General features: G+C 71.2%; 12 protein-coding genes. 4 read left to right on the top strand and 8 right to left on the bottom strand.

All coding sequences use genetic code 11. The features are described from left to right. Positions 1-2: 2 nt before the first annotated feature. The 5 genes from JYK18_RS12035 to JYK18_RS12055 form a co-directional block, all read right to left on the bottom strand. Positions 3-437: a hypothetical protein gene (locus JYK18_RS12035; RefSeq protein ID WP_206802164.1), complete on the bottom strand. Its 435-nt coding sequence runs from the start codon at positions 435-437 to the stop codon at positions 3-5. Further along, a complete protein-coding gene (locus JYK18_RS47510) occupies positions 437-8,626 on the bottom strand; it encodes a toxin glutamine deamidase domain-containing protein (protein WP_206802165.1) in 8,190 nt (2,729 codons plus the stop codon). Before JYK18_RS47510 ends, JYK18_RS12035 begins: the two co-directional genes overlap by 1 nt. A 15-nt stretch (positions 8,627-8,641) precedes the next feature. Beyond that, on the bottom strand, positions 8,642-8,980 hold the full coding sequence (locus JYK18_RS12045) for a WXG100 family type VII secretion target (RefSeq protein ID WP_206802166.1): 339 nt from the start codon (positions 8,978-8,980) through the stop codon (positions 8,642-8,644). Then, entirely contained in the window at positions 8,980-9,639 is a 660-nt protein-coding gene (locus JYK18_RS12050) for a YbaB/EbfC family nucleoid-associated protein (protein ID WP_307795876.1), read from the bottom strand. The genes JYK18_RS12045 and JYK18_RS12050 overlap by 1 nt, the downstream gene beginning before the upstream one ends. Before the next feature lie 92 nt (positions 9,640-9,731). Then, positions 9,732-11,024 carry an MFS transporter gene (locus JYK18_RS12055; RefSeq protein ID WP_206802167.1) on the bottom strand — a complete coding sequence of 431 codons (1,293 nt, stop codon included), beginning with the start codon at positions 11,022-11,024 and terminating at the stop codon, positions 9,732-9,734. A gap of 216 nt (positions 11,025-11,240) precedes the next feature. Here JYK18_RS12055 and JYK18_RS12060 point away from each other — a divergent pair, with 216 nt between their 5' ends. Continuing rightward, positions 11,241-11,822 carry a YqgE/AlgH family protein gene (locus tag JYK18_RS12060; protein ID WP_206802168.1) on the top strand — a complete coding sequence of 194 codons (582 nt, stop codon included), beginning with the start codon at positions 11,241-11,243 and terminating at the stop codon, positions 11,820-11,822. Here the strand turns inward: JYK18_RS12060 and JYK18_RS12065 are convergent. Beyond that, positions 11,791-12,219, bottom strand: a complete 429-nt coding sequence (locus JYK18_RS12065) for an SdpI family protein (protein WP_206802169.1) — start codon at positions 12,217-12,219, stop codon at positions 11,791-11,793. The genes JYK18_RS12060 and JYK18_RS12065 overlap by 32 nt on opposite strands. 65 nt (positions 12,220-12,284) lie before the next feature. Between JYK18_RS12065 and JYK18_RS12070 the strand changes: the two genes are divergently transcribed. The 3 genes from JYK18_RS12070 (at position 12,285) to JYK18_RS12080 (ending at position 17,154) form a co-directional block, all read left to right on the top strand. Further along, positions 12,285-13,304: an esterase-like activity of phytase family protein gene (locus JYK18_RS12070; RefSeq protein WP_206802170.1), complete on the top strand. Its 1,020-nt coding sequence runs from the start codon at positions 12,285-12,287 to the stop codon at positions 13,302-13,304. Between the two features lie 183 nt (positions 13,305-13,487). Next, positions 13,488-16,325, top strand: a complete 2,838-nt coding sequence (gene leuS / locus JYK18_RS12075; RefSeq protein WP_206802171.1) for a leucine--tRNA ligase — start codon at positions 13,488-13,490, stop codon at positions 16,323-16,325. A gap of 91 nt (positions 16,326-16,416) precedes the next feature. Beyond that, positions 16,417-17,154, top strand: a complete 738-nt coding sequence (locus JYK18_RS12080; protein WP_206802172.1) for an SDR family oxidoreductase — start codon at positions 16,417-16,419, stop codon at positions 17,152-17,154. Here JYK18_RS12080 and JYK18_RS12085 read toward each other — a convergent pair whose 3' ends face one another. Beyond that, entirely contained in the window at positions 17,155-17,901 is a 747-nt protein-coding gene (locus JYK18_RS12085) for a TetR/AcrR family transcriptional regulator (protein ID WP_206802173.1), read from the bottom strand. It lies immediately after the preceding gene. Between the two features lie 69 nt (positions 17,902-17,970). After that, complete coding sequence (locus tag JYK18_RS12090) at positions 17,971-18,255, bottom strand: hypothetical protein (protein WP_206802174.1); 285 nt, start codon at positions 18,253-18,255, stop codon at positions 17,971-17,973. Positions 18,256-18,516: the final 261 nt, after the last annotated feature.

Consider the following 18,516-nt stretch of genomic DNA (forward strand, 5'->3'; position numbering starts at 1 on the left):
CATCAGATGTTCTTGCGGCGAACCGAAAAACTCGGTGCTTCCCCGGCCGCCCGCCGGGCGAGTTCGTCCTCCCACATGCCGAACGTCCGCCGCCGCAGCGCGCGGATCAACTCGAGTTCCTCGTCGCTGATCTGCCGGTTCTCCGCCTCCGCCTGGTCGTAGAGCCCGTCGATGGTCTCGTACAGCGCGAAGATCGGCCCGTCCCCGGTCAGCTCCTGCCGGACCCGCTCGGTCCGCTGGACGAACTCTTCCCGGTCGAGCGCGCTGATGTCGCTGTCCGAGGTCGCGAAGAGCACCTTCTCGATCGGCCCGTGGTTCGGCTCGAACTCGCCGGTGTCCCAGTTCAGCAGGGAACCGGCGAGCCCACCGTCCGGAGTGGAGTCGATGACGAAGGTGCGCCCGAAGTACAGGAAGTACGACGGTGTCTCGATGGTCATCACTCAGTCCTTCTGGTGTAGTTCCGCTGCTCCGTCTCCGAGCCACCCGCCGACCGGAACGCTTCACCGAACCGGATCCGCTCCTCGTTGAGAATGGCCGCGGCCAGTGCGCGTTCCTCCGGGGTCAGCACCCGCTTGCCCTTCTCGTTCTTGTCGCGGCTCTCGTCTTCGTTCGCTACGGCCTGGAAGTCACGCCGGACTTCGTAGAGCGCGTGCTCGTAGTCGGCCACGTCGTCGATCGCCTTGACGTGCAGCCGCAGCTCGGCGATGTGGTAGTTCCCGTCGCCGAGGTCCAGCCGGACGTTCATCTGCAGGTCGCGGTAACCGCTGCCCTGCGGTTTCACGAACCGGTCGGAGAAGTCGACCACCTTGATCTTCGAACCGTCTCGGCGGCTTTCCTCGAGCACCTTGGCCAGCCCGTCGTACGCCTGGTCGACGGTCCGGTACTGGACGATCGAGCCGACCAGGTCGTTCAGCTTGTTGGCGTGGCCGTCGTAACCATCGACCTTGTCCCCGGCACGCACCTTGCTCTTGGGCACCAACCGCGACTTGACCTCGACGCCCTCGGCACCCCCGGCGATCAGTTGCGCGAACTCGCGCAACATCGCGTTCTTCGCGTCCCAGTCCTGGTACAGGCCGTCGAGGTACTCGCGCTGGTAGTCGGGGTCCTCCCTCTTGGACTCGTCGAAGCCCGGCTGCAAGAGATCCTTGGGCTTGACCTTCTCGACTTCCTTCTTGGCCGCGTCCGAAAGCTTGGCCTGTTCCTCGGTCAGGGCGCTCGGCGCCGGTTTTGGGTCCGCCTCGTAGGAGTCGGCGAGTGCCTCGGGGCCGCCGCGGTAGTCGCGCACCTCGCGGACGCAGGACTCCAGCACGTCCACCGCGCCGTCGTACTTCAGCACGTTGCACAGCGTCTGCGGCCGCGCGAGCAGCGAGTTCTCCAGGAACGGGGTATCCCGCAGGATCCTCGCCACGGCGGGGCCGGTGTCCTTGTCCAGCATCATCGCCCGGATCGCGTCGCCGATCGGGAGCGGTTCGCCGTTGACCTTGACGGTGGCTTCCGGGTCGCGCTCGGTGATCCGGTTGCCCTCCTCGATCGCCTGCCGCACGCGATCTTCCCGCAAGTAGCTCTCGATCTCCTCGCGCGTGGGCAGCGGCCGCTCGTTCTCCGGCGTGGAGTCCGAAGTGGACTCCCGGTCCGGGGTGTGGTCCGGAGTCGGGTCGGTGCCGGGGGTCGCGTCCTGGTCCGGCGTCGGGTTGTCGCCCGGTGTGGGGTCGTTGCCCGGCGTCGGGTCCTGCTTCGGGGGTTCCGCCATGCCGTAACCGCGGTCCCCGGCCGGGGTCAGGTCCGGCACGGTGTGCGAGACCGACGGCACCGGCCGCCCGTCCGGCCCGATCCGCGACGGCCGCACCTCGTACCCCGAGCGCGGCGGCAGCCCCGAACCCGCGGGCGGGTTGTTCTGCTGGAACGCGATCCGCGGGTCCACCGGGGCATCCGGCTTCTGGAACGCGATCCGCGGATCCACCGGGGCGTCCGGCTTCGTCACCGGAACCGGCTGCGTGGTGTCCGCCGACGACGCCGTGTCGGTGTCGGTCTTGACCTGCTGCTTCTCGTTGTGCAGCTCGACCGCCTTCGCCGGGTCGAACGGCATCGTCTTCAGGTCGACCGGCGGGTGCGGCAGGCTCATCAGCGAGTTGCTCTGCGGATCGATGAACGCCACGCCTTCCTTGGTGTTCACCACCTCCGCCACGTGCCCGTAGGTGTTCCCGTCGTTCCCGACGTACTGCACCGCGATCACCGCGCGCGAGCCGATCGGCTGGTCCCGCATGTGCCGGATCACGTCGTCGTAGTCGCTGTGCCCGCGCCAGTCCCCGCCGCCGAGGTTCTCCCGCACGTAGTCGAGCGTGCCCATGGACGCCATGTCCTCGGGCAGCAGCCGACCGGCCTCCGCGTCGATGCCGCCGAGGCGCAGCGCGTGCGCGACCATGCCGCGCGTGCAGTTCGTCTGGTACCCGTTGGCGAACGCGTCCGGCGAGTGGAAGTTCGGGTTGACCCCGGCCATCTCCGGGTGCCGCTCGGCGATGTACTTCGCCTGCTGGTTGGGGTTCGCGGTGTCGGCGTGGATGGCCGGTTCGCCCGGCGGGTTGGTCGCCCGCGCCAACGGCGACCAGTCGTGGTCGCCGAGCTGGCTGGCGTCCATCGACGGACCGTCGGGGCCCTGGTCGGCACCCGCGTAACCACCGTCTTCGTTGCCGCTGAGCGCGTCGGTGATGTTCCGCTGCGGCGACGGTTCCGGCGTGCTGCCTTCCGGCGGCGGGGTGAGCGTGGTGAGGCTGTCGAACGGCGACGGAGTCGCCTGCGCCCGCGCCGCGTTCTCCCGCTCGTTCGCCGCGCACTGCTCGCGCCGGTCCGCCATCTGCTGCTCGGCGTCGGCCTTGTCGACCCAGCGCGGATCGCCCTCGACGATCTCCTCGGCCCGGATGTACACCTTCTCCTGGCCGGTCGCCGGGTCCTTGATCAGCCGGTTCTCGTGGACGAACAGCTGCGTGGCCGGCTTGCCGAGCGACTCGCCCTCGCCCCGGTTCTGCGACAGCTTCTCCACGTCGCGGAAGGTCTTCGAGTCGATGTGCATCTCGACGTCGGGGCCGAACTTGGTGCCCTGGTCCGGCGAGAGCTTCTTGCTCGCGCTCACCGGCGTCGTCTCGATCGCGGTCTTCCCGACCGGGTACTGGTCGCGGAACTGCTGGATCTTGACCGGGTCGCCGCCGAGGTTGGCGCCGCGGATCAGCTCACCGGGCGTCGGCTCGATCTTGTTCAGCGCGCTGACCAGCGCCCGGACCTGCTGCTGCGACCGGTCGAAGTCCGGGTGGCCGGGGCCTTCGCGGTGCGCGGCGTTCGCGGTCGAGTAGAAGTCGTGACCGGTGTAGCCGCGGATCGCGGTGGCGTCCTCATCGGACAGCCGGGCGTACTGCGGATCCGTGTCGCGGGCCTTGACCGCGTCCGCGGTGACGGCCTCGTGCCTGCCCTCGCCCAGGAACGCGTCGGCGATGGCCCGGTGGTCGTCCGGGGTGGCCTCGAAGTCCGGGTCGAACAGGTACTCCTGGTCCGGCCGCCGGTTGTCCGGCTCGACCAGGTCCCCGAGCGTCTCGGGGGTTTCGGGCGTGGCCGGGGTTTCGGGGGTCTCGGGAGTCTCCGGGGTCTCCTGGCTCCGGTCGTGGTCCACCGTGTCGGCGGCGTGGTCCGGCGTCGGCCCGTCGCCCTGGTGGTACGGCAGCGTGGCGACGCTCGACGGCGGGTTCGGCAGGTCCGCGAGGCGGTTGCTCTGCGGGTCGACCAGCGCCAGGCCGTGCTCGGTGTTGACCGCGGTGACCAGGTGGCTGACCACGCGCTTCGGCGAGTTCGGGTCGGCCGGGTCGCTGGGCGCCTCGTACTCGTAGGCGAGCACCGACCGAGAGCCGACCGGGCGGTCGGCCAGGTCGCTCAGCGCGGAGTCGAAGTCGTTGTGCGCCTGCCACTCGCCGCCCAGCTTCTGCTGGACGTGGTCCAGGTTGCCCTGGTGGCTGACCTGGTCCGGCGGCACCGGTCCGGCGGTGCTGTCCTCGCCGCGCATGCGCCCTTCGAAGGCGACCACGGACTCACTGGAGTTGGTGCGGTAGCCCTGTTCGAGCGCGTCGAAGCCGTGGAAGTTGAGCGAGTTGACGTGCTGCGCCTCGGGCAGCGTGTCCCGCAGGAAGCGGACCTGCTGCTCCGGCGAGTTCGTGGTGCCGGCATGGATCGCGGGCACGCTCGGCGGGTTGGACGGCTGGGCCAGGCTGCCCCAGCCGTCGTCGGGCTCGCCGCGGTTCTCCGGCGGTTCGGGCGCGGGTTCCGGGGTCGGCGGCGTGGGGTCGGACGGCGTGGGGTCGAAGGAGCCGCCGCCGAGCGCGTTCGCGATGTCGTTGTTCCTCGACGGGGCCTCGGCCACTTCGCGCGCCTGGTCGGCGCTGAGCTGGCGGCGCTCGTCCATCTTGTCGCGCACGGTGTCGGGGTCGAGGTAGCGCGGATCGTCCGGGCCGATCTCCTCGGCCTCGATGATCCAGGTGTTGCCGACCTTCTCGTTCCTGGTGACGAGCAGCTGGGTGCCGGGCTTGAACAGCACCTCGCCTTCGCGCTTCATGCCGAGCTGGTCGATGTCGCGCCCGGTCTTCGACAGGATGCGCAGCTCCACCTGGCCGCCGAACTTGCTCTTCGGCATGGAGTCGGTGACCTTGCTGGAGCTGTTGAACTGCGTCTCGACGGCGATCTCGCCGACCTTGTACTGGCCGGCGAGCAGCTCCGCGGCCCGGCCGAGGAGGCCCACCTTGCGGGAGACCAGGCCCTCGTGCGGGGGCAGCTCGTTGAGCCCTGACGCGATGGCGTTGGCCTGGCGGACGGAGTTCGGGAAGTTCTCGTCCTGGTTGCGGAGGGACTGGTTGAGCTGCTCGAAGATGTCCGGGCGGGTGTAGGTGTGGACGGCGTAGGCGCCGTCGTCGGACATGTCCTTGAAGCGCGGGTTCTCGGCGCGGCGCTCGTAGGCCTCCCGGCGGGAGGTCTCGTGGGGCAGCTCGGCGTTGTTGTCGTGGCCGTCGGAGCGCATCGTGTCCATCTGCGCGTCGGCCACGGCCTGGACGTCCTCGGGACGGTTGGACCGGAAGTTCGGGTCCGTCACGTAGTCCTCGCGGACCCGCCCGTCGTCGTCGGACCGCTGGTCGTCGGACCTTTGGTCGTCCTGCTTGGGCGCGTCCTGCTCGGGTGCGTCCTGGTCGCCCTTGTCCTGGTCAGCCTTGTCGGGCTGGTGCTGGTCGGGCTGGTTCTGGTCAGGCTCGGCCTGGTCCTGCTTGGCCTGGTCCTGCTCGGGCGTGCGCTGATCGGACTCGGGCTTGCCCTGCTCGGGCGCGGCCCGATCGGCCTTGGGCTGCTCGGGCGCGGCTTGGTCGGTCCTGGCCTGCTCGGGCGCCTTTTGGTCGGCCTTGGGCTGTTCCGGCGCAGCCTGGTCGGACCTGGGCTGCTCGGGTGCCCGTTGGCCGGGCGTGGCCTGCTCCGGTGCCTTCTGCTCCGGCGTGCGCTGGTCCGGCCTGGGCTGCTCGGGTGCGCGCTGGTCGGGCCTCGGCTGTTCCGGGGCGCGCGGCGTCGGCGACTGCTGCGGGATGTCCGGCCGGGTGGCCGGCGGACCCTGCTGCTGCGACGGCACCTGGTTCGGCTCGAGCGAAGGCTTCTGCCAAGCGTTGAACGGCTGGGGCGGCCCCTGCCGTCCGGGCGGCGGACCCTGCGGCGGGAGCTGCTGCCCACCCGGCCGCGGCCCCTGCGGCGGCATCGGCGGACGCCCACCGGGCCCAGGCTGCTGCGGTCCGCGCTGAGGCGGCCCCTGCTGGAAACCCGCCTGCGGCGGACGTGGCGGCGGCGGTCCCTGCGGCGGGAACGGCGGACGCCCCTGCGGCCCCCGAGGCGGCTGCTGCTGAGGCGGCCCCTGCCGCCCCGGCGGCGGCTGGTCGAGATTGCCACGCGTCGGCTGGTACGGCCCCTGTCGCTGGGGGCCCTGTTGCTGGGGACCACCAGGTCCCTGTTGCTGAGGAGGTCCACCGGGGCGCTGGTGCCCACCAGGTCCCTGCTGACCACCGGGCGCGTGCTGTCCACCGGGCCCGGGCTGTCCACCGGGTCCAGGACCGCCGGGTCCCTGCGGGCGCGGCCCACCCGGGCCTTGTTGCGGAGGTCCACCATGCGGTCCCCGCGGACCCGGCTGCTGCTGCGGCGCGCCACCCGGGCGCGGTCCCGGCGGCGGAGGCGGTCCCTGCGGGGGACGCGGTCCCTGACCGTTCGGACGGCCGCCCGGTTGCGGCTGGCCGCCACCCTGCTGCATCGGCGGCGGAGGCGGCGCGAAGCCACCGCCACCCGCTTGCTGCTGAGGCCCCATCGGCGGCGGCGCACCCTGCGGCGGCCCATCTGCCCGAGGCGCCCCCGGCGGTGGGAAACCCCCGCCGGTGAAGCCCGCGGCGGCCACCGAATCCTGATTGCGCGGCGGCCCGCCCTGCTGGGGCCCGAACCCGCCACCCTGCTGCGGGTTGTACCCGCCGCCGGGGTTGCCACCGCCCTGCTGTGGGGGTGCCATGCCGTAGCCGCCGCCACCGCTGTTGCTGCCGCCGCTCTGCTGCGGCGACATCCCATACCCGCCACTAGACGACGAGGGCGAAGGCGAACTACCACCCGACGACCCGCCGGACGGCGAGCCGCCCGAGCCGCCCGAGCCGCCCGGGCTGCCGCCCATGGAGCCGCCTGCCGGGGCACCGCCCGCGGGCGCGCCACCCGCCGGGGCACCTGCGGCGGCTTGCTGCTGAGGCGCTCCACCCGACTGTTGCTGGCCGCCATCACTGGAGGCGGCCGGGGAGTGCTGAGGCTGCGGCGCCGACGCGGGCGACGGGGATGAGGACTGCTGGCCGGCGCCGGTGTCGGAACGCTCCATGGTCGCCGCGGACGCCTGGCCCACGTGATCCGAGCGCCCGCCCGGGGAAGGCGAGGAATCCGGGCTGGAGCCACCCGAGGACGAGCCCGAAGAGCCACCCGCCGACGACGAGCCGCCGGACGGAGAACCACCCGAGGAGGAGCCTCCGGACGAAGAGCCTCCGGACGAAGAGCCTCCGGAAGACGAGTCGCCCGAGGACGAGGAGCCGCCCGCAGGGGAGCCGCCGGACGAAGAACCGCCGGCAGAGGAGCCGCCGGAGGTGGAGTCGGCTGCGGAGTACGGCGAGCCGCCGGAGGAACTGCCGTTGCTGGACGAGCCGCCGGAGCCTCCGGAGGAGTTGCTGGAGCCCGAGTCACCCGAGCCGGAGCTGCCCGACGAAGAGCCCCCGGATGAGGAGCCTGCGGACGAGCCACCCGAGCCGGAGTCGCCCGAGGACGAGCCGCCGGAGGACGAGGAGCCGCCCGAGGAAGAGCTGGAGGACGAATCGCCCGAGGAGGAGCTTCCGGAGGACGAGCCGTTAGAAGAGCCCGAGGAACCTGAGGAGTCGCCGGAGGAAGAGCCGTTGGAGGAGCTCGACGAACCGGAGGAGCCCGACGAATCCGAGGAGCCGGAGGAACCCGACGAGCTGGAAGAGTCCGAGGAACCAGATGAGCCGGAGGAACCCGAAGAACCAGACGAGCCCGAGCCGGAAGAACCGGAACCCGAGCCGGAAGAACCCGAATCCGAAGAGCCCGAGGAACCGTTGTCCCCCGTGTCCACGTCTGGGGTGTTCACATCGGGGGCGTTCGCCGCTCGGATGCCGTCGATGTTGCCCTTCGCCCCGCCGGCGGCGCCTTCGGTCGCCCCGCCTGAGGCGCCCATCAGCACGTCCGAGGCACTCAGGTTCCCCAGTTCCCCGGTGACCGCCGCCTCGCCGATGGTGGTGGCGGCGCCTTCCACCGCACCCCGCGTCGCGCCGCGGATGGCGCCGTCGGCGATCTGGCCGCCGACGCTGTCCGACACCCCCCGCGTGGCCCCCTTCGGGATCGCCTCGCTGGCCGCGCCGACCACACCTTCGACCGCACCGCCGATCGCGGCGTCCTTGGTCTTGTCCCAGTCCCAGGACTTCCGGTCCCCGGAGGCCATCTGCAGCCCCTGGATCCCGGCGTCCAGCGCCACCCCGGTGGCCACGTTGATCAGGACCTCTTTGAGGACCCGCTTCAGCACTTCCTGCGCGATCTTCTTGAACCCCTGCTGCATCAGCTTCTGCAGCAGCTGCCGGAAGATCATCTGCACGGTCATCCGGGTGGCGATCTGCGCCGGCACGATGCCCGCGGTCGACCCGCCGAAGGTGACCGCCGCCGCCGCGATCATGCTCGCGATCGAGATCGCCAGCATGATCAGCGAGGCGATGATCATGTACTTCGTGTACTCGACGTCCAGCGCCGTGGCGTCGCACGAATCACCGAGTGCCTGGCAGGCCTCGGCCAGTGACTTGAAGTACGCCTCGTCGCCCTCGACGAACTTCTTCCACGCCTCGGCGAACTGGTCCGCGCTCTGGCCGGTCCACGCGCCGAGCACCTCCTGCGCGCCACCGGTACCGATCTCGGCGGCGGGGTTGATCGCCTTCGCCGCCGTGTGCCAGGCGTCCCGGAGGCTCCGCAGCTTGTCCTCGTCGCCCTCGGGCCAACTCTCGCCGACGACGATGGGCAGCAGCCACTTGACCTCGTCGGGCATCTCCATCCCCACGGGTCAGACGCCTCCGCCCTCTTTCAGCACACCCCGGACCGTTTCGTCGGCGCCTTCCATGCTCTGCACGGCGGTTTCGACGTTCGTTTTGAGCGCGCGGATCCCTTCGACGATCGAAGTGAACGCCTTCACCGCGCCTTCGGCACCCGGCACGTAGTCCTTGGCGAACTCCTGGCCCGACTCGTCGTCGCCCCAGCAGGCGCCTTCGGCGGCCAGCGCGTCGGCGAGCGCCTTGCCCGCGTCCTCGAGCTGGTCCGCGGCGATGTTCAGCTTCCCGGCGGCCGAGGTGGCCGCGTCCGGGTCGAGGGTGAAGCCCTGGCCCCCGGCTCCTCCCGCACCCATCAGCGGTTCCCCCTGGTGAGCCAGCTGTCCGGCGGCTCTTCCTCATCCTCGACCGGTGCCGGTCGCGCCCGGCGCGTGGTCGGCTTGGGCTGCGGCATCGAGGGCGGCGGCGGAGGCGGAGGTGGCGGCGGGGCCGCGGCCGCCGGCGGGGGCGGCGGGGTCTGCTGCTGGCGGTTCTGGAAGATCGAGCCCTCGTCCTCGAAGGACTCCGGCCGCGCCTCCGGCTCCGGTGCCGGCGGGGTGAAGTCCGGAATGGACGGAACCAGCCCGGCCAGCGAGGGGGCGTCCTCGAACAGCTCGTTCAGGTCCGGCATGCCCTCGGTCAGCGGCGACATCAGGTCCGCCACCTGCTGCTTGACCTGCAACCCGCCGGTGCGCACCACTTCCAGCACGGAGGCGGCGAGCGCGGCCGGACCGCCGCTGCGCTCGAACGCGGTGGGCGCGAAGTCCAGTTTGCTCAGCACGCCGTTGGCGTCGATGGTGGCGCGGACCAGCCCGTCCTTGGAGGTGACCGTGGCCGAGGCTTCGGCGGCCGCGGCCTGCGCCTCGCGCAGTTGCTCGGTCTGCCGGTTGAACTGCTCCAGCAGGCCGTCGACCCGGTCCTTCATGGCGGCGTTGCGCGCCTCGAGCCGGGCTCGATCGTCCCCTGGCGTGGTCACAGTGCCCCCGAATCAAGCGAAAAAGATGTGCTGGCGCCACCCTAGTCGTTGCCCTGGAGCAGTACGGGCGGGTTCCAGCCAACGAGGACCGATCATTCGCTAGTGCGAATCGAGGAGCGGGTGACCGCCAGATAGCCCAATGCGCCCACCCCGTAGACCGCCGTCGCGACCAGGAGGACACCGGGCGCGCGGCCGTCCAACGGCGCCACGAGCGCGGTCACCACGACGGCCGCGACCTGCGTGATGGTGAACAACGCGTCGTAGCAGGCGAACACCCGGCCGCGGACCTCGTCGCCGACGTCCTGCTGGATCGCCGCGTCCACGCACAACTTCACCAGCTGCCCGGCCACCGCCAGCGTGAACGACGCCAGCAACACGGTCGGCAGCACCAGCGGGAGCCCGAGTCCGGCGAGCGACGCGGCCGCGAGCAGCAGCCCGGCGGTGATCACCCGGCGCGGACCGAACCGCGCCACCAGCCGCGGCGTCACCAGGCCGCCGAGCAGCAGACCGGCACCGGCCAGCAGGGCGAGCTGACCGAGCCCGGTCAGCCCGGCGCGCAGCAGCCCGTGGTCGGTGAAGGAGAACCGCATCAGCAACACGGTGAGCAGCAGCGAGATGCCGAACCCGACGCGGTGCGCGAACAGCCCCAGGAAGCCGGCGCGGACCGACGGGGTGCGCAGGACCGCGCGAGCACCGTCGGCCAATCCCCTGGCCACCGCCAGCACCGCCACCGCCGGTTCATCCACAGTGGACGGTCCGAGCTCGCCGCGGGCGAACCGCGCGGCGATCACCGCGGCGACGAGTGAACCGGCGATGGCGCACGCGGTGGTCCACGCCGAGCCGACGTCGTCCTGTCCCAGCACCGCGCGCAGGGCGATCGCGCAGCCGCCGCCGAGCACGGCCACGATCGAACCGAGCGTGGTGGCGAGCGCGTTCGCGCCGACCAGCTTCGCGGGCGGCACCACGTGCGGCAGCGAAGCCGACAGCCCGCAGCCGGCGAACCGGGAGATCCCCATCACCACCAGCGCGAGCGCGAACAACGGCACGCCCTCGGTACCCAGGCCGACCGACAACGCCGACATCCCGATCGCCACCGCGCGCAGGAGGTTCGCCACCACCAGCACCTGCCGCCGGTCCCAGCGATCGAGCAGCGCGCCGGCGAACGGGCCGAGCACCGAATACGGCAGCAGCAGCGCGGCGAACCCACCGGCGATGGTCAGCGCGTCGGCCGCGCGTTCGGGGTTGAACAGCACCGCGCCGGCGAGTCCGGCCTGGTAGACGCCGTCACCCCACTGCGAGGCGAAACGGGAGAGGAGCAGCCGCCGGAACCCGGGCGGCGCGAGCAGTTCGCGGACGCCGCTGCGTTCGGTGCCCGCGGTCACCACCCCATGCTAAGGGCGGTGACCAAGTTGGTCGGCCGGCGCACTTTGGTCGCCTCTCGGCGGCTAGGCGCAGTGTGGCTCCAGCCGGACGGTATTCCACAAAGGCGGTTCTTCAGTGAGCCCGGGGGACACGGAAGTGCGCCGACCACTGGGCTCAACGGGCCAGGCGCCGTTCTTGTTCCCGCGTCCGCGCACCTTTCCCGCCACGGGAGTGGGATCATGGGCGACGTGCGAGCGGACGCCGAGGTGGAACCGGGATCTTTGCTGGTCGCTGCCCCCACCATGTTCGACCCCAATTTCCGGCGGACCGTGGTGTTCGTCATCGATCACCGCGACGAGGGCACGCTCGGCGTGGTGCTGAACCGGCCGAGCGAGGTGCCGGTGGACGACGTGCTCCCGGTCTGGGGCCAGCACGTGGTCGAGCCGCAGTCGGTTTTCGTCGGCGGGCCGGTGGAGAAGAAGACGGCGTTGTGCCTGGCCGCGCTGCGCACCGGGCAGGACGCGGCGAGCGTGCCGGGGGTGATCGCCGTGCGCGGGCCGGTGGCGCTGGTCGATCTGGACGCCGACCCGGACGCGCTGGTGCCGAAGGTGCGCGGGCTGCGGGTGTTCGCCGGGTACGCCGGCTGGGATTCCGGGCAGCTGGCCGGGGAGATCGCCCGCGGGGACTGGCTGATCGTGCCCGCGTTGCCCAGCGACGTGCTGGCCACGCCGAACCGGGACCTGTGGGGCCAGGTGCTGCGGCGGCAGGGCGTGCCGACCGCGCTACTGGCTACGCACCCTGGGGACCTGCAGCGGAACTGAGCGCACCGCACCCGCCCGCGCCACAGGCACAACCGGAGCAACCGGACGGAACGGGCTTGGGTTCCGGCACGCCGAGCGCCGCCCGGTTGCCGAGCACGCCGCCCGCGGCCAGCAGGACCAGCGTGCCGACCACCCCGACCACCGCGGCGATGATCACGCCGCCGACGGTGGGCATGAACAACGCGGCGATCCCGGAGAGCACACCGATCGCGCCGCCGACCATGGTCGGCAGGCCAGCCACCTTGTTGCCGACGCGGAAGGCCTCGTCGCTGCGCCCGGTGGCGGCGGTGCGCACACCGGCGCCGCGCTCCCTGGGCAGCCGCTCGCGCCAGCCGAGGACTCCGCCCCAGCCGACCAGGACACCGAAGACGATGGGGATCAGCGCGACTACCAGCACGCATCGAGCATAAGCGTGATGGCTCGGCAACCTGCTGGACACCCTGATCCGCTGTGCTGCACGCCATGCTCAAGCGCCTGATCGGCACCGCGCTGACCGCGGTCGTCTCGCTCGCCCTGCTCACCCCGGCCGCCCAGGCGGGCGACCAGCGCGTTCGCCTGCTCGGCGAGCAGACCGTGCCGCACGGCCTGCTCTTCGACGGCACCACCGTCGGCGGGCTCTCCGGCATCGACCGCGACCCGCGCACCGGCGAATACGTGCTGGTCAGCGACGATCGCACGAACGCCCGCTTCTACACCGCCAAGATCGATCTCGCCGGCGCGGTCCAGTTCACCGGCGTGCACCACTTCAAGCGCCCGGACGGCTCCCTCTACCCGCCGCAGGGCGTCGACCCCGAGGAACTGCGCGTCGACCCGTGGCTGGGCACCTACTACTGGTCGCAGGAAGGCGACCGCACGCCGACCGTGCTGCTTGACCCGTCGGTCCGCGAAGCCCGGCGTGACGGTTCTCACCTGCGGGAGCTGCCGCTGCCCGAGGACGTGAAGATGAAGCCGGAGTCGGGGCCGCGGCAGAACTACGGGCCGGAGGGGATGACCTTCGCCGGGCACGGGGCGCTGGTGGTGACCGCGTTCGAGGGGCCGCTGCTGCAGGACGGCCCGGAGGCGACCACCGAACGCGGTGCCGTTTCGCGGATCCTGGTGCAGGGCCGCTACGGCCCGGTGTTCGCCCAGTACCGGTACCAGCAGGAGCCGATCTTCGCCGCGTCGAACCCGCCGGGTGCCTTCGCCAACAACGGCGTCACCTCGATCCTGCACCGCGAGGGCGACCGCTTCCTGATCATGGAGCGCTCGTTCGTCACCGGCGTCGGCAACAAAGTGCGGATCTTCGAGATCGACCTGCTCAAGCCGGGGAAGAAGAAGCTGGTGACCGACCTGTCCACCCTCGGGTTGTCCACTGTGGACAACGTGGAGGGGATGACCTGGGGACCGCGGCTGCCCTCCGGTGAGCGCAGCCTGGTGCTGGTCAGCGACAACAACTTCGCCGCCACCCAGGTGACCCAGGTGATCACCCTCGCGCTCCGGTGACGGTGCGGTGACGGGCTGGCGCAAACGCGCTGGCCATGGCGGCTATCATGGGAGTCATGAACACGGCTCGGCTGCTTCTTGGCCTGCCGCGCTGAACCGACGGACGGTTGAGCGCGGCGACCCCTCACGCCTTTGGCGGAGGGGTCGAGTTGTTTCTGGAGTGCGACACGGAGGACACGGGCCATGACCGAGGCGACGCCGGACACCCCCCAGCACCGCTACACCGCGGCGCTGGCCGGGAAGATCGAGCAGCGCTGGCAGGACTACTGGGCCGACCACGGCACCTACCACGCGCCGAACCCGGTCGGCGCGCTGGCGAACCCCGATGCCGACGTGCCCTCGGACAAGCTGTTCGTGCAGGACATGTTCCCCTACCCCTCCGGCGCCGGCCTGCACGTCGGGCACCCGCTGGGCTTCATCGCCACCGACGTGTTCGCCCGGTACCACCGGATGATCGGCCGGAACGTCCTGCACACGATGGGCTTCGACGCCTTCGGCCTGCCCGCCGAGCAGTACGCCGTGCAGACCGGCGCGCACCCCCGCAAGACCACCGAGGAGAACATCGAGACCTACCTGCGCCAGATCCGCAGGCTGGGGCTGGGTCACGACGAGCGCCGCCGGGTCTCCACCATCGACCCCGAGTACTACCGCTGGACCCAGTGGATCTTCCTGCAGATCTTCAACTCCTTCTACGACGAGAAGCAGGGCAAGGCGCGCCCGATCGTCGACCTGGAGACCGAGTACGCGCAGGACAAGCGCCGCACGCCCGATGGCCGCAACTGGTGCGAGCTGACCCGCGCCGAGCAGCGCGACATCATCGACTCGCACCGGCTGGCCTACATCTCCGAGGCGCCGGTGAACTGGTGCCCCGGCCTGGGCACGGTGCTGTCCAACGAGGAGGTCACCCCGGACGGCCGCAGCGAACGCGGCAACTTCCCGGTGTTCCGCCGCAACCTGCGCCAGTGGATGATGCGCATCACCGCCTACGCCGACCGCCTGGTCGACGACCTGGACCGGCTGGACTGGCCGGACAAGGTCAAGGCGATGCAGCGCAACTGGATCGGCCGGTCGAACGGCGCCAGGGTGTCCTTCGCCGCCGGTGACGCGAAGATCGAGGTGTTCACCACCCGCCCGGACACCCTGTTCGGCGCGACCTACCTGGTGCTGGCGCCCGAGCACCCGCTGGTCGACCAGCTGACCACCGAGGCGTGGCCCGATGGCGTCGCCCCGGCGTGGACCGGCGACGCCGCCACCCCGGCCGAAGCGGTGGCCGCGTACCGGCTGGCCGCCTCCCGCAAGTCCGAACTGGACCGGCAGGAGAACAAGGACAAAACCGGCGTGTTCACCGGTACCCACGCGGTGAACCCGGCCAACGGCGAGCGGATCCCGGTTTTTGTCGCCGACTACGTGCTGATGGGGTACGGCACCGGCGCGATCATGGCGGTGCCCGGCCAGGACCAGCGCGACTGGGACTTCGCGGAGAAGTTCGGGCTGAACATCATCCGGACCGTGCAGCCGTCCGAAGGCTTCGATGGCAAGGCGTTCACCGGCGAGGGCGCGGCGATCAATTCCGGGTTCCTGGACGGCCTGGGCGTCGACGAGGCGAAGAAGATGATCATCTCGTGGCTGGAGGAGCACGGCCACGGCCACGGCACCGTGCAGTACAAGCTGCGCGACTGGCTGTTCTCCCGCCAGCGCTACTGGGGCGAGCCGTTCCCGGTGGTCTACGACGAGGACGGCCGCGTGCACGCGCTGCCGGACAGCCACCTGCCGGTGGAACTGCCCGAGGTCGACGACTACTCCCCGAAGACCTTCGAGCCGGACGACCCGAACACCGAGCCGTCGCCGCCGCTGTCGCGCGCCGACGACTGGGTCACCGTCGAGCTGGACCTGGGCGACGGCGTGAAGACCTACCGCCGCGACACCAACACCATGCCCAACTGGGCGGGTTCGTGCTGGTACCAGCTGCGCTACATCGACCCGGAGAACGCCGACCGGTTCGTCGACCCGGAGAACGAGAAGTACTGGACCGGGCCGCGCCCGGCCGAGCACGGTGCCGAGGACCCCGGCGGCGTCGACCTGTACATCGGCGGCGTCGAGCACGCCGTGCTGCACCTGCTGTACTCGCGGTTCTGGCAGAAGGTGCTGTTCGACCTGGGCCACGTGAGCTCGGACGAGCCGTACCGGAAGCTGTTCAACCAGGGCTACATCCAGGCCTTCGCCTACACCGACTCGCGCGGCTTCTACGTGCCCGCCGAGGAGGTCGAGGAGCGCGACGGCAAGTACTTCCACTTCGACCAAGAGGTCAAGCAGGAGTACGGGAAGATGGGCAAGAGCCTGAAGAACGTGGTCACGCCCGACCAGATGTCGGCGGACTACGGGGCCGACACCTTCCGGTTCTACGAGATGTCGATGGGCCCGCTGGAGCTGTCGCGGCCGTGGGCGACCAAGGACGTGGTCGGCTCGCAGCGCTTCCTGCAGCGGCTGTGGCGGCTGGTGGTGGACGAGACCACCGGCGAGCCGCGGGTGTCCGAAGTGGACCCCACCGAGGACGACCGGCGGCAGCTGCACAAGACCATCGCCGGGGTCCGCGAGGACTACGCGCAGATGCGGTTCAACACCGCGGGCGCCAAGCTGATCGAGCTGAACAACCACCTGACCAAGGCGTACGGCGCGGCCGAGACCACGCCGCGCGAGCTGGCCGAGGCGCTGGTGCTGATGCTGGCGCCGCTGTGCCCGCACGTGGCCGAGGAGCTGTGGCAGCGCCTGGGCCACACGGACTCCCTGGCGCACGGCCCGTTCCCCGGGGTCGACGAGAAGTACCTGGTCGACGACACGGTGGAGTACCCGGTGCAGGTCAACGGCAAGGTGCGCACCCGGGTCACGGTGGCCGCCGACGCGGACAAGGACGCCGTGCAGAAGGCCGCGCTGGCCGACGAGAAGGTCGTCGCGCTGCTGGCCGGTGGCGAGCCGCGCAAGGTGATCGTGGTGCCCGGCCGCCTGGTCAACGTGGTGGTCTAGCGCCAGGACGGAAAGCCGCCAGCTTCACCGGGCCGCTGACGATTCGATGGGTGTCGAACGAAGAACACCCATCGAATCGGAGGAACAAGCAATGTCGCTCGACGGCAAGGTGGCCCTGGTGACCGGCGGCAGCCGCGGGATCGGCGCGGCGACCGCGCTGCGGCTCGCGGCCGACGGTGCCGACGTGGCGCTGACCTATCGCGACAACGCCGACGCGGCGACCGAGGTGGCCGAGAAGATCAAGGCGGCGGGTCGCCGCGCGCTGGTGATCCGCGCGGACGGGGCCGAGGCCGCCGACTGCGTGCGCGCGGTCGAGGAGACCGTCGCCGAGTTCGGCAGGCTCGACGTGCTGGTCAACAACGCGGGCGTCGGCATGGTCGCGCCCATCACCGAGATGGCGCTGGAGGACATCGACCGGGTGCTCGCGGTGAACGTGCGCGCCCCGTTCCTCGCGGCGAAGGCGGCCGCGGCGCACCTCGGCCAGGGCGGGCGCCTGATCACCATCGGCAGCTGCGTCGCCGAGCGCGTGCCGGGGCCGGGCATGTCGCTGTACGCGCTGACCAAGACCGCGATGGTCGGGCTGACCAAGGCGCTGGCCCGCGAGCTGGGTGCGAACGGGGTGACGGTCAACCTGGTGCAGCCGGGCCCGACCGACACCGCGATGAACCCGGCGGACGGCCCGTACGCCGCGGACCAGGCCGCGATGACCGCGGTCGGGCGCTACGGCACGCCGGACGAGGTGGCCGCCACGGTGTCGTTCCTGGCCGCGGAGAGCAGCCGGTACGTCACCGGCACGGCGGTCTCGGTCGACGGCGGCCACGCAGCCTGATCACCGCGGCAACACCCCGATCTCCCTGGCCAGGTCGGCGAGCATGGCGTCGAACAGCACGTCCGGCTTGGTCACCGGGATCGGGTAGTTGCCGAACACCTCGAGCGTGACGTGGCCGTAGATCCGCGCCCAGAACTGGATCATCAGGTACGTGGTGCCCAGGTCCAGCTTCTCGGCCGGGAAGTCGAGGCCCGATTCGCTCAGCACGGAGAGCAGGTCCCCGCGGTAGGCGGCGAGGTCGTCGCGCAGTTCCGCGGGGACCGCTTCGTCCGAGGGGGTGTCCAGCTCGTGCGTGGCGAGCAGGTGCCCGGCGGTGGTCAGGAAGATCCGGCCGAACGGCTCGTCCGCGCGGCTCAGCGTGGCGGCGCTGCTCGGCGCCGAACCCACTTCGCCGGTCGGGGACGCGAAAACGAGGGTGAACTCGCGCGTGTGCGTCAACGCCCAGTGGCGGAACCCGCGGCACAGCGCGAAGAGCTGCACGGCACCGTCGTCCTCGGCGAGTTCGGCCACCTCACCGGCCAGTTCGTCGCCCAGGTCGCCGACGATGTCCAACCGCAGGTGCGCGAGCAGGTCGTCACGTGAACCGTAGTAGCGGTACAGCGCGGGCGCGGTGATGCCCAGCTCCCTGGCGATGGCCCGGAGCGTGACCGCTTCGGGTCCGTCGGCCACCAGCAGGGCCCGCGCGGTCTGCCGGATCTCGTGATCCGTCGCGGAGCGTGCGCGCCCCCGCCGGGTTGGCCTGCCCATTCCTCACCCCGCTGGAGTTCGGTTCACTCGGTCGCGGGCAGTCTAGGTGGGCAGGGCGCTACCGCTCACTCACGCGCGGCGAAGGTGTCCGGCCACGCGGTGGCACCGGCTGGCCAGCCAGGCCGACCCCGCGGCGCCGGGCAGGCCGATCAGCGCGTGCACCACCCAGGCGCCGAGCAGCGACGGCCCGCCCCAGGTCCCGCTCTGGTCGGCGTCGGGATCCCAGAACACGCCGTAGGTCACCACCCGCACGATGAGGAAGGCGGCCAGGCCGAGCAGCAGCACCTGCAACCCGGTGAGCAGCGCGGCGAGCAGGAGCTTGAACGGGTGGCGGGACTTGGTCGCGGCGGTCATGGGGAAAACGCTAGGCACGCGGCTGACCTGCGGGTACCTGGTGAACCCCCGAACCGGGGTGGGGAAAACCCGGGGCGCCGCCGGCACCGATCACTCGGGGGGCTACGTGATCGGTGCCGGCGACCCGATGCCGTTCCGCCGGCCGAGGCCGCTGGTCGGGCAACGCCCCCGCGCGAACGCGGTGGCGTGTCTGGAGAGCTGAACCCCACCGGGAAGTGACGTCCGGGTGGGGAAATCACTCCGAACGGGTGACGCTCGGCT

Source organism: Amycolatopsis sp. 195334CR (genome assembly GCF_017309385.1).
Taxonomy (GTDB): domain Bacteria; phylum Actinomycetota; class Actinomycetes; order Mycobacteriales; family Pseudonocardiaceae; genus Amycolatopsis.

Excerpts from the sequence above, each read along its gene's own strand:
- JYK18_RS12070 (WP_206802170.1), top strand. The coding sequence starts at position 12,285 with ATGCTCAAGCGCCTGATCGGCACCGCGCTGACCGCGGTCGTCTCGCTC.
- JYK18_RS12060 (WP_206802168.1), top strand. The coding sequence starts at position 11,241 with ATGGGCGACGTGCGAGCGGACGCCGAGGTGGAACCGGGATCTTTGCTG.
- JYK18_RS12080 (WP_206802172.1), top strand. The coding sequence starts at position 16,417 with ATGTCGCTCGACGGCAAGGTGGCCCTGGTGACCGGCGGCAGCCGCGGG.
- JYK18_RS12045 (WP_206802166.1), bottom strand. The coding sequence starts at position 8,980 with ATGGGTGCGGGAGGAGCCGGGGGCCAGGGCTTCACCCTCGACCCGGAC.
- JYK18_RS12035 (WP_206802164.1), bottom strand. The coding sequence starts at position 437 with ATGACCATCGAGACACCGTCGTACTTCCTGTACTTCGGGCGCACCTTC.
- JYK18_RS47510 (WP_206802165.1), bottom strand. The coding sequence starts at position 8,626 with ATGCCCGACGAGGTCAAGTGGCTGCTGCCCATCGTCGTCGGCGAGAGT.
- JYK18_RS12090 (WP_206802174.1), bottom strand. The coding sequence starts at position 18,255 with ATGACCGCCGCGACCAAGTCCCGCCACCCGTTCAAGCTCCTGCTCGCC.
- leuS (WP_206802171.1), top strand. The coding sequence starts at position 13,488 with ATGACCGAGGCGACGCCGGACACCCCCCAGCACCGCTACACCGCGGCG.
- JYK18_RS12085 (WP_206802173.1), bottom strand. The coding sequence starts at position 17,901 with ATGGGCAGGCCAACCCGGCGGGGGCGCGCACGCTCCGCGACGGATCAC.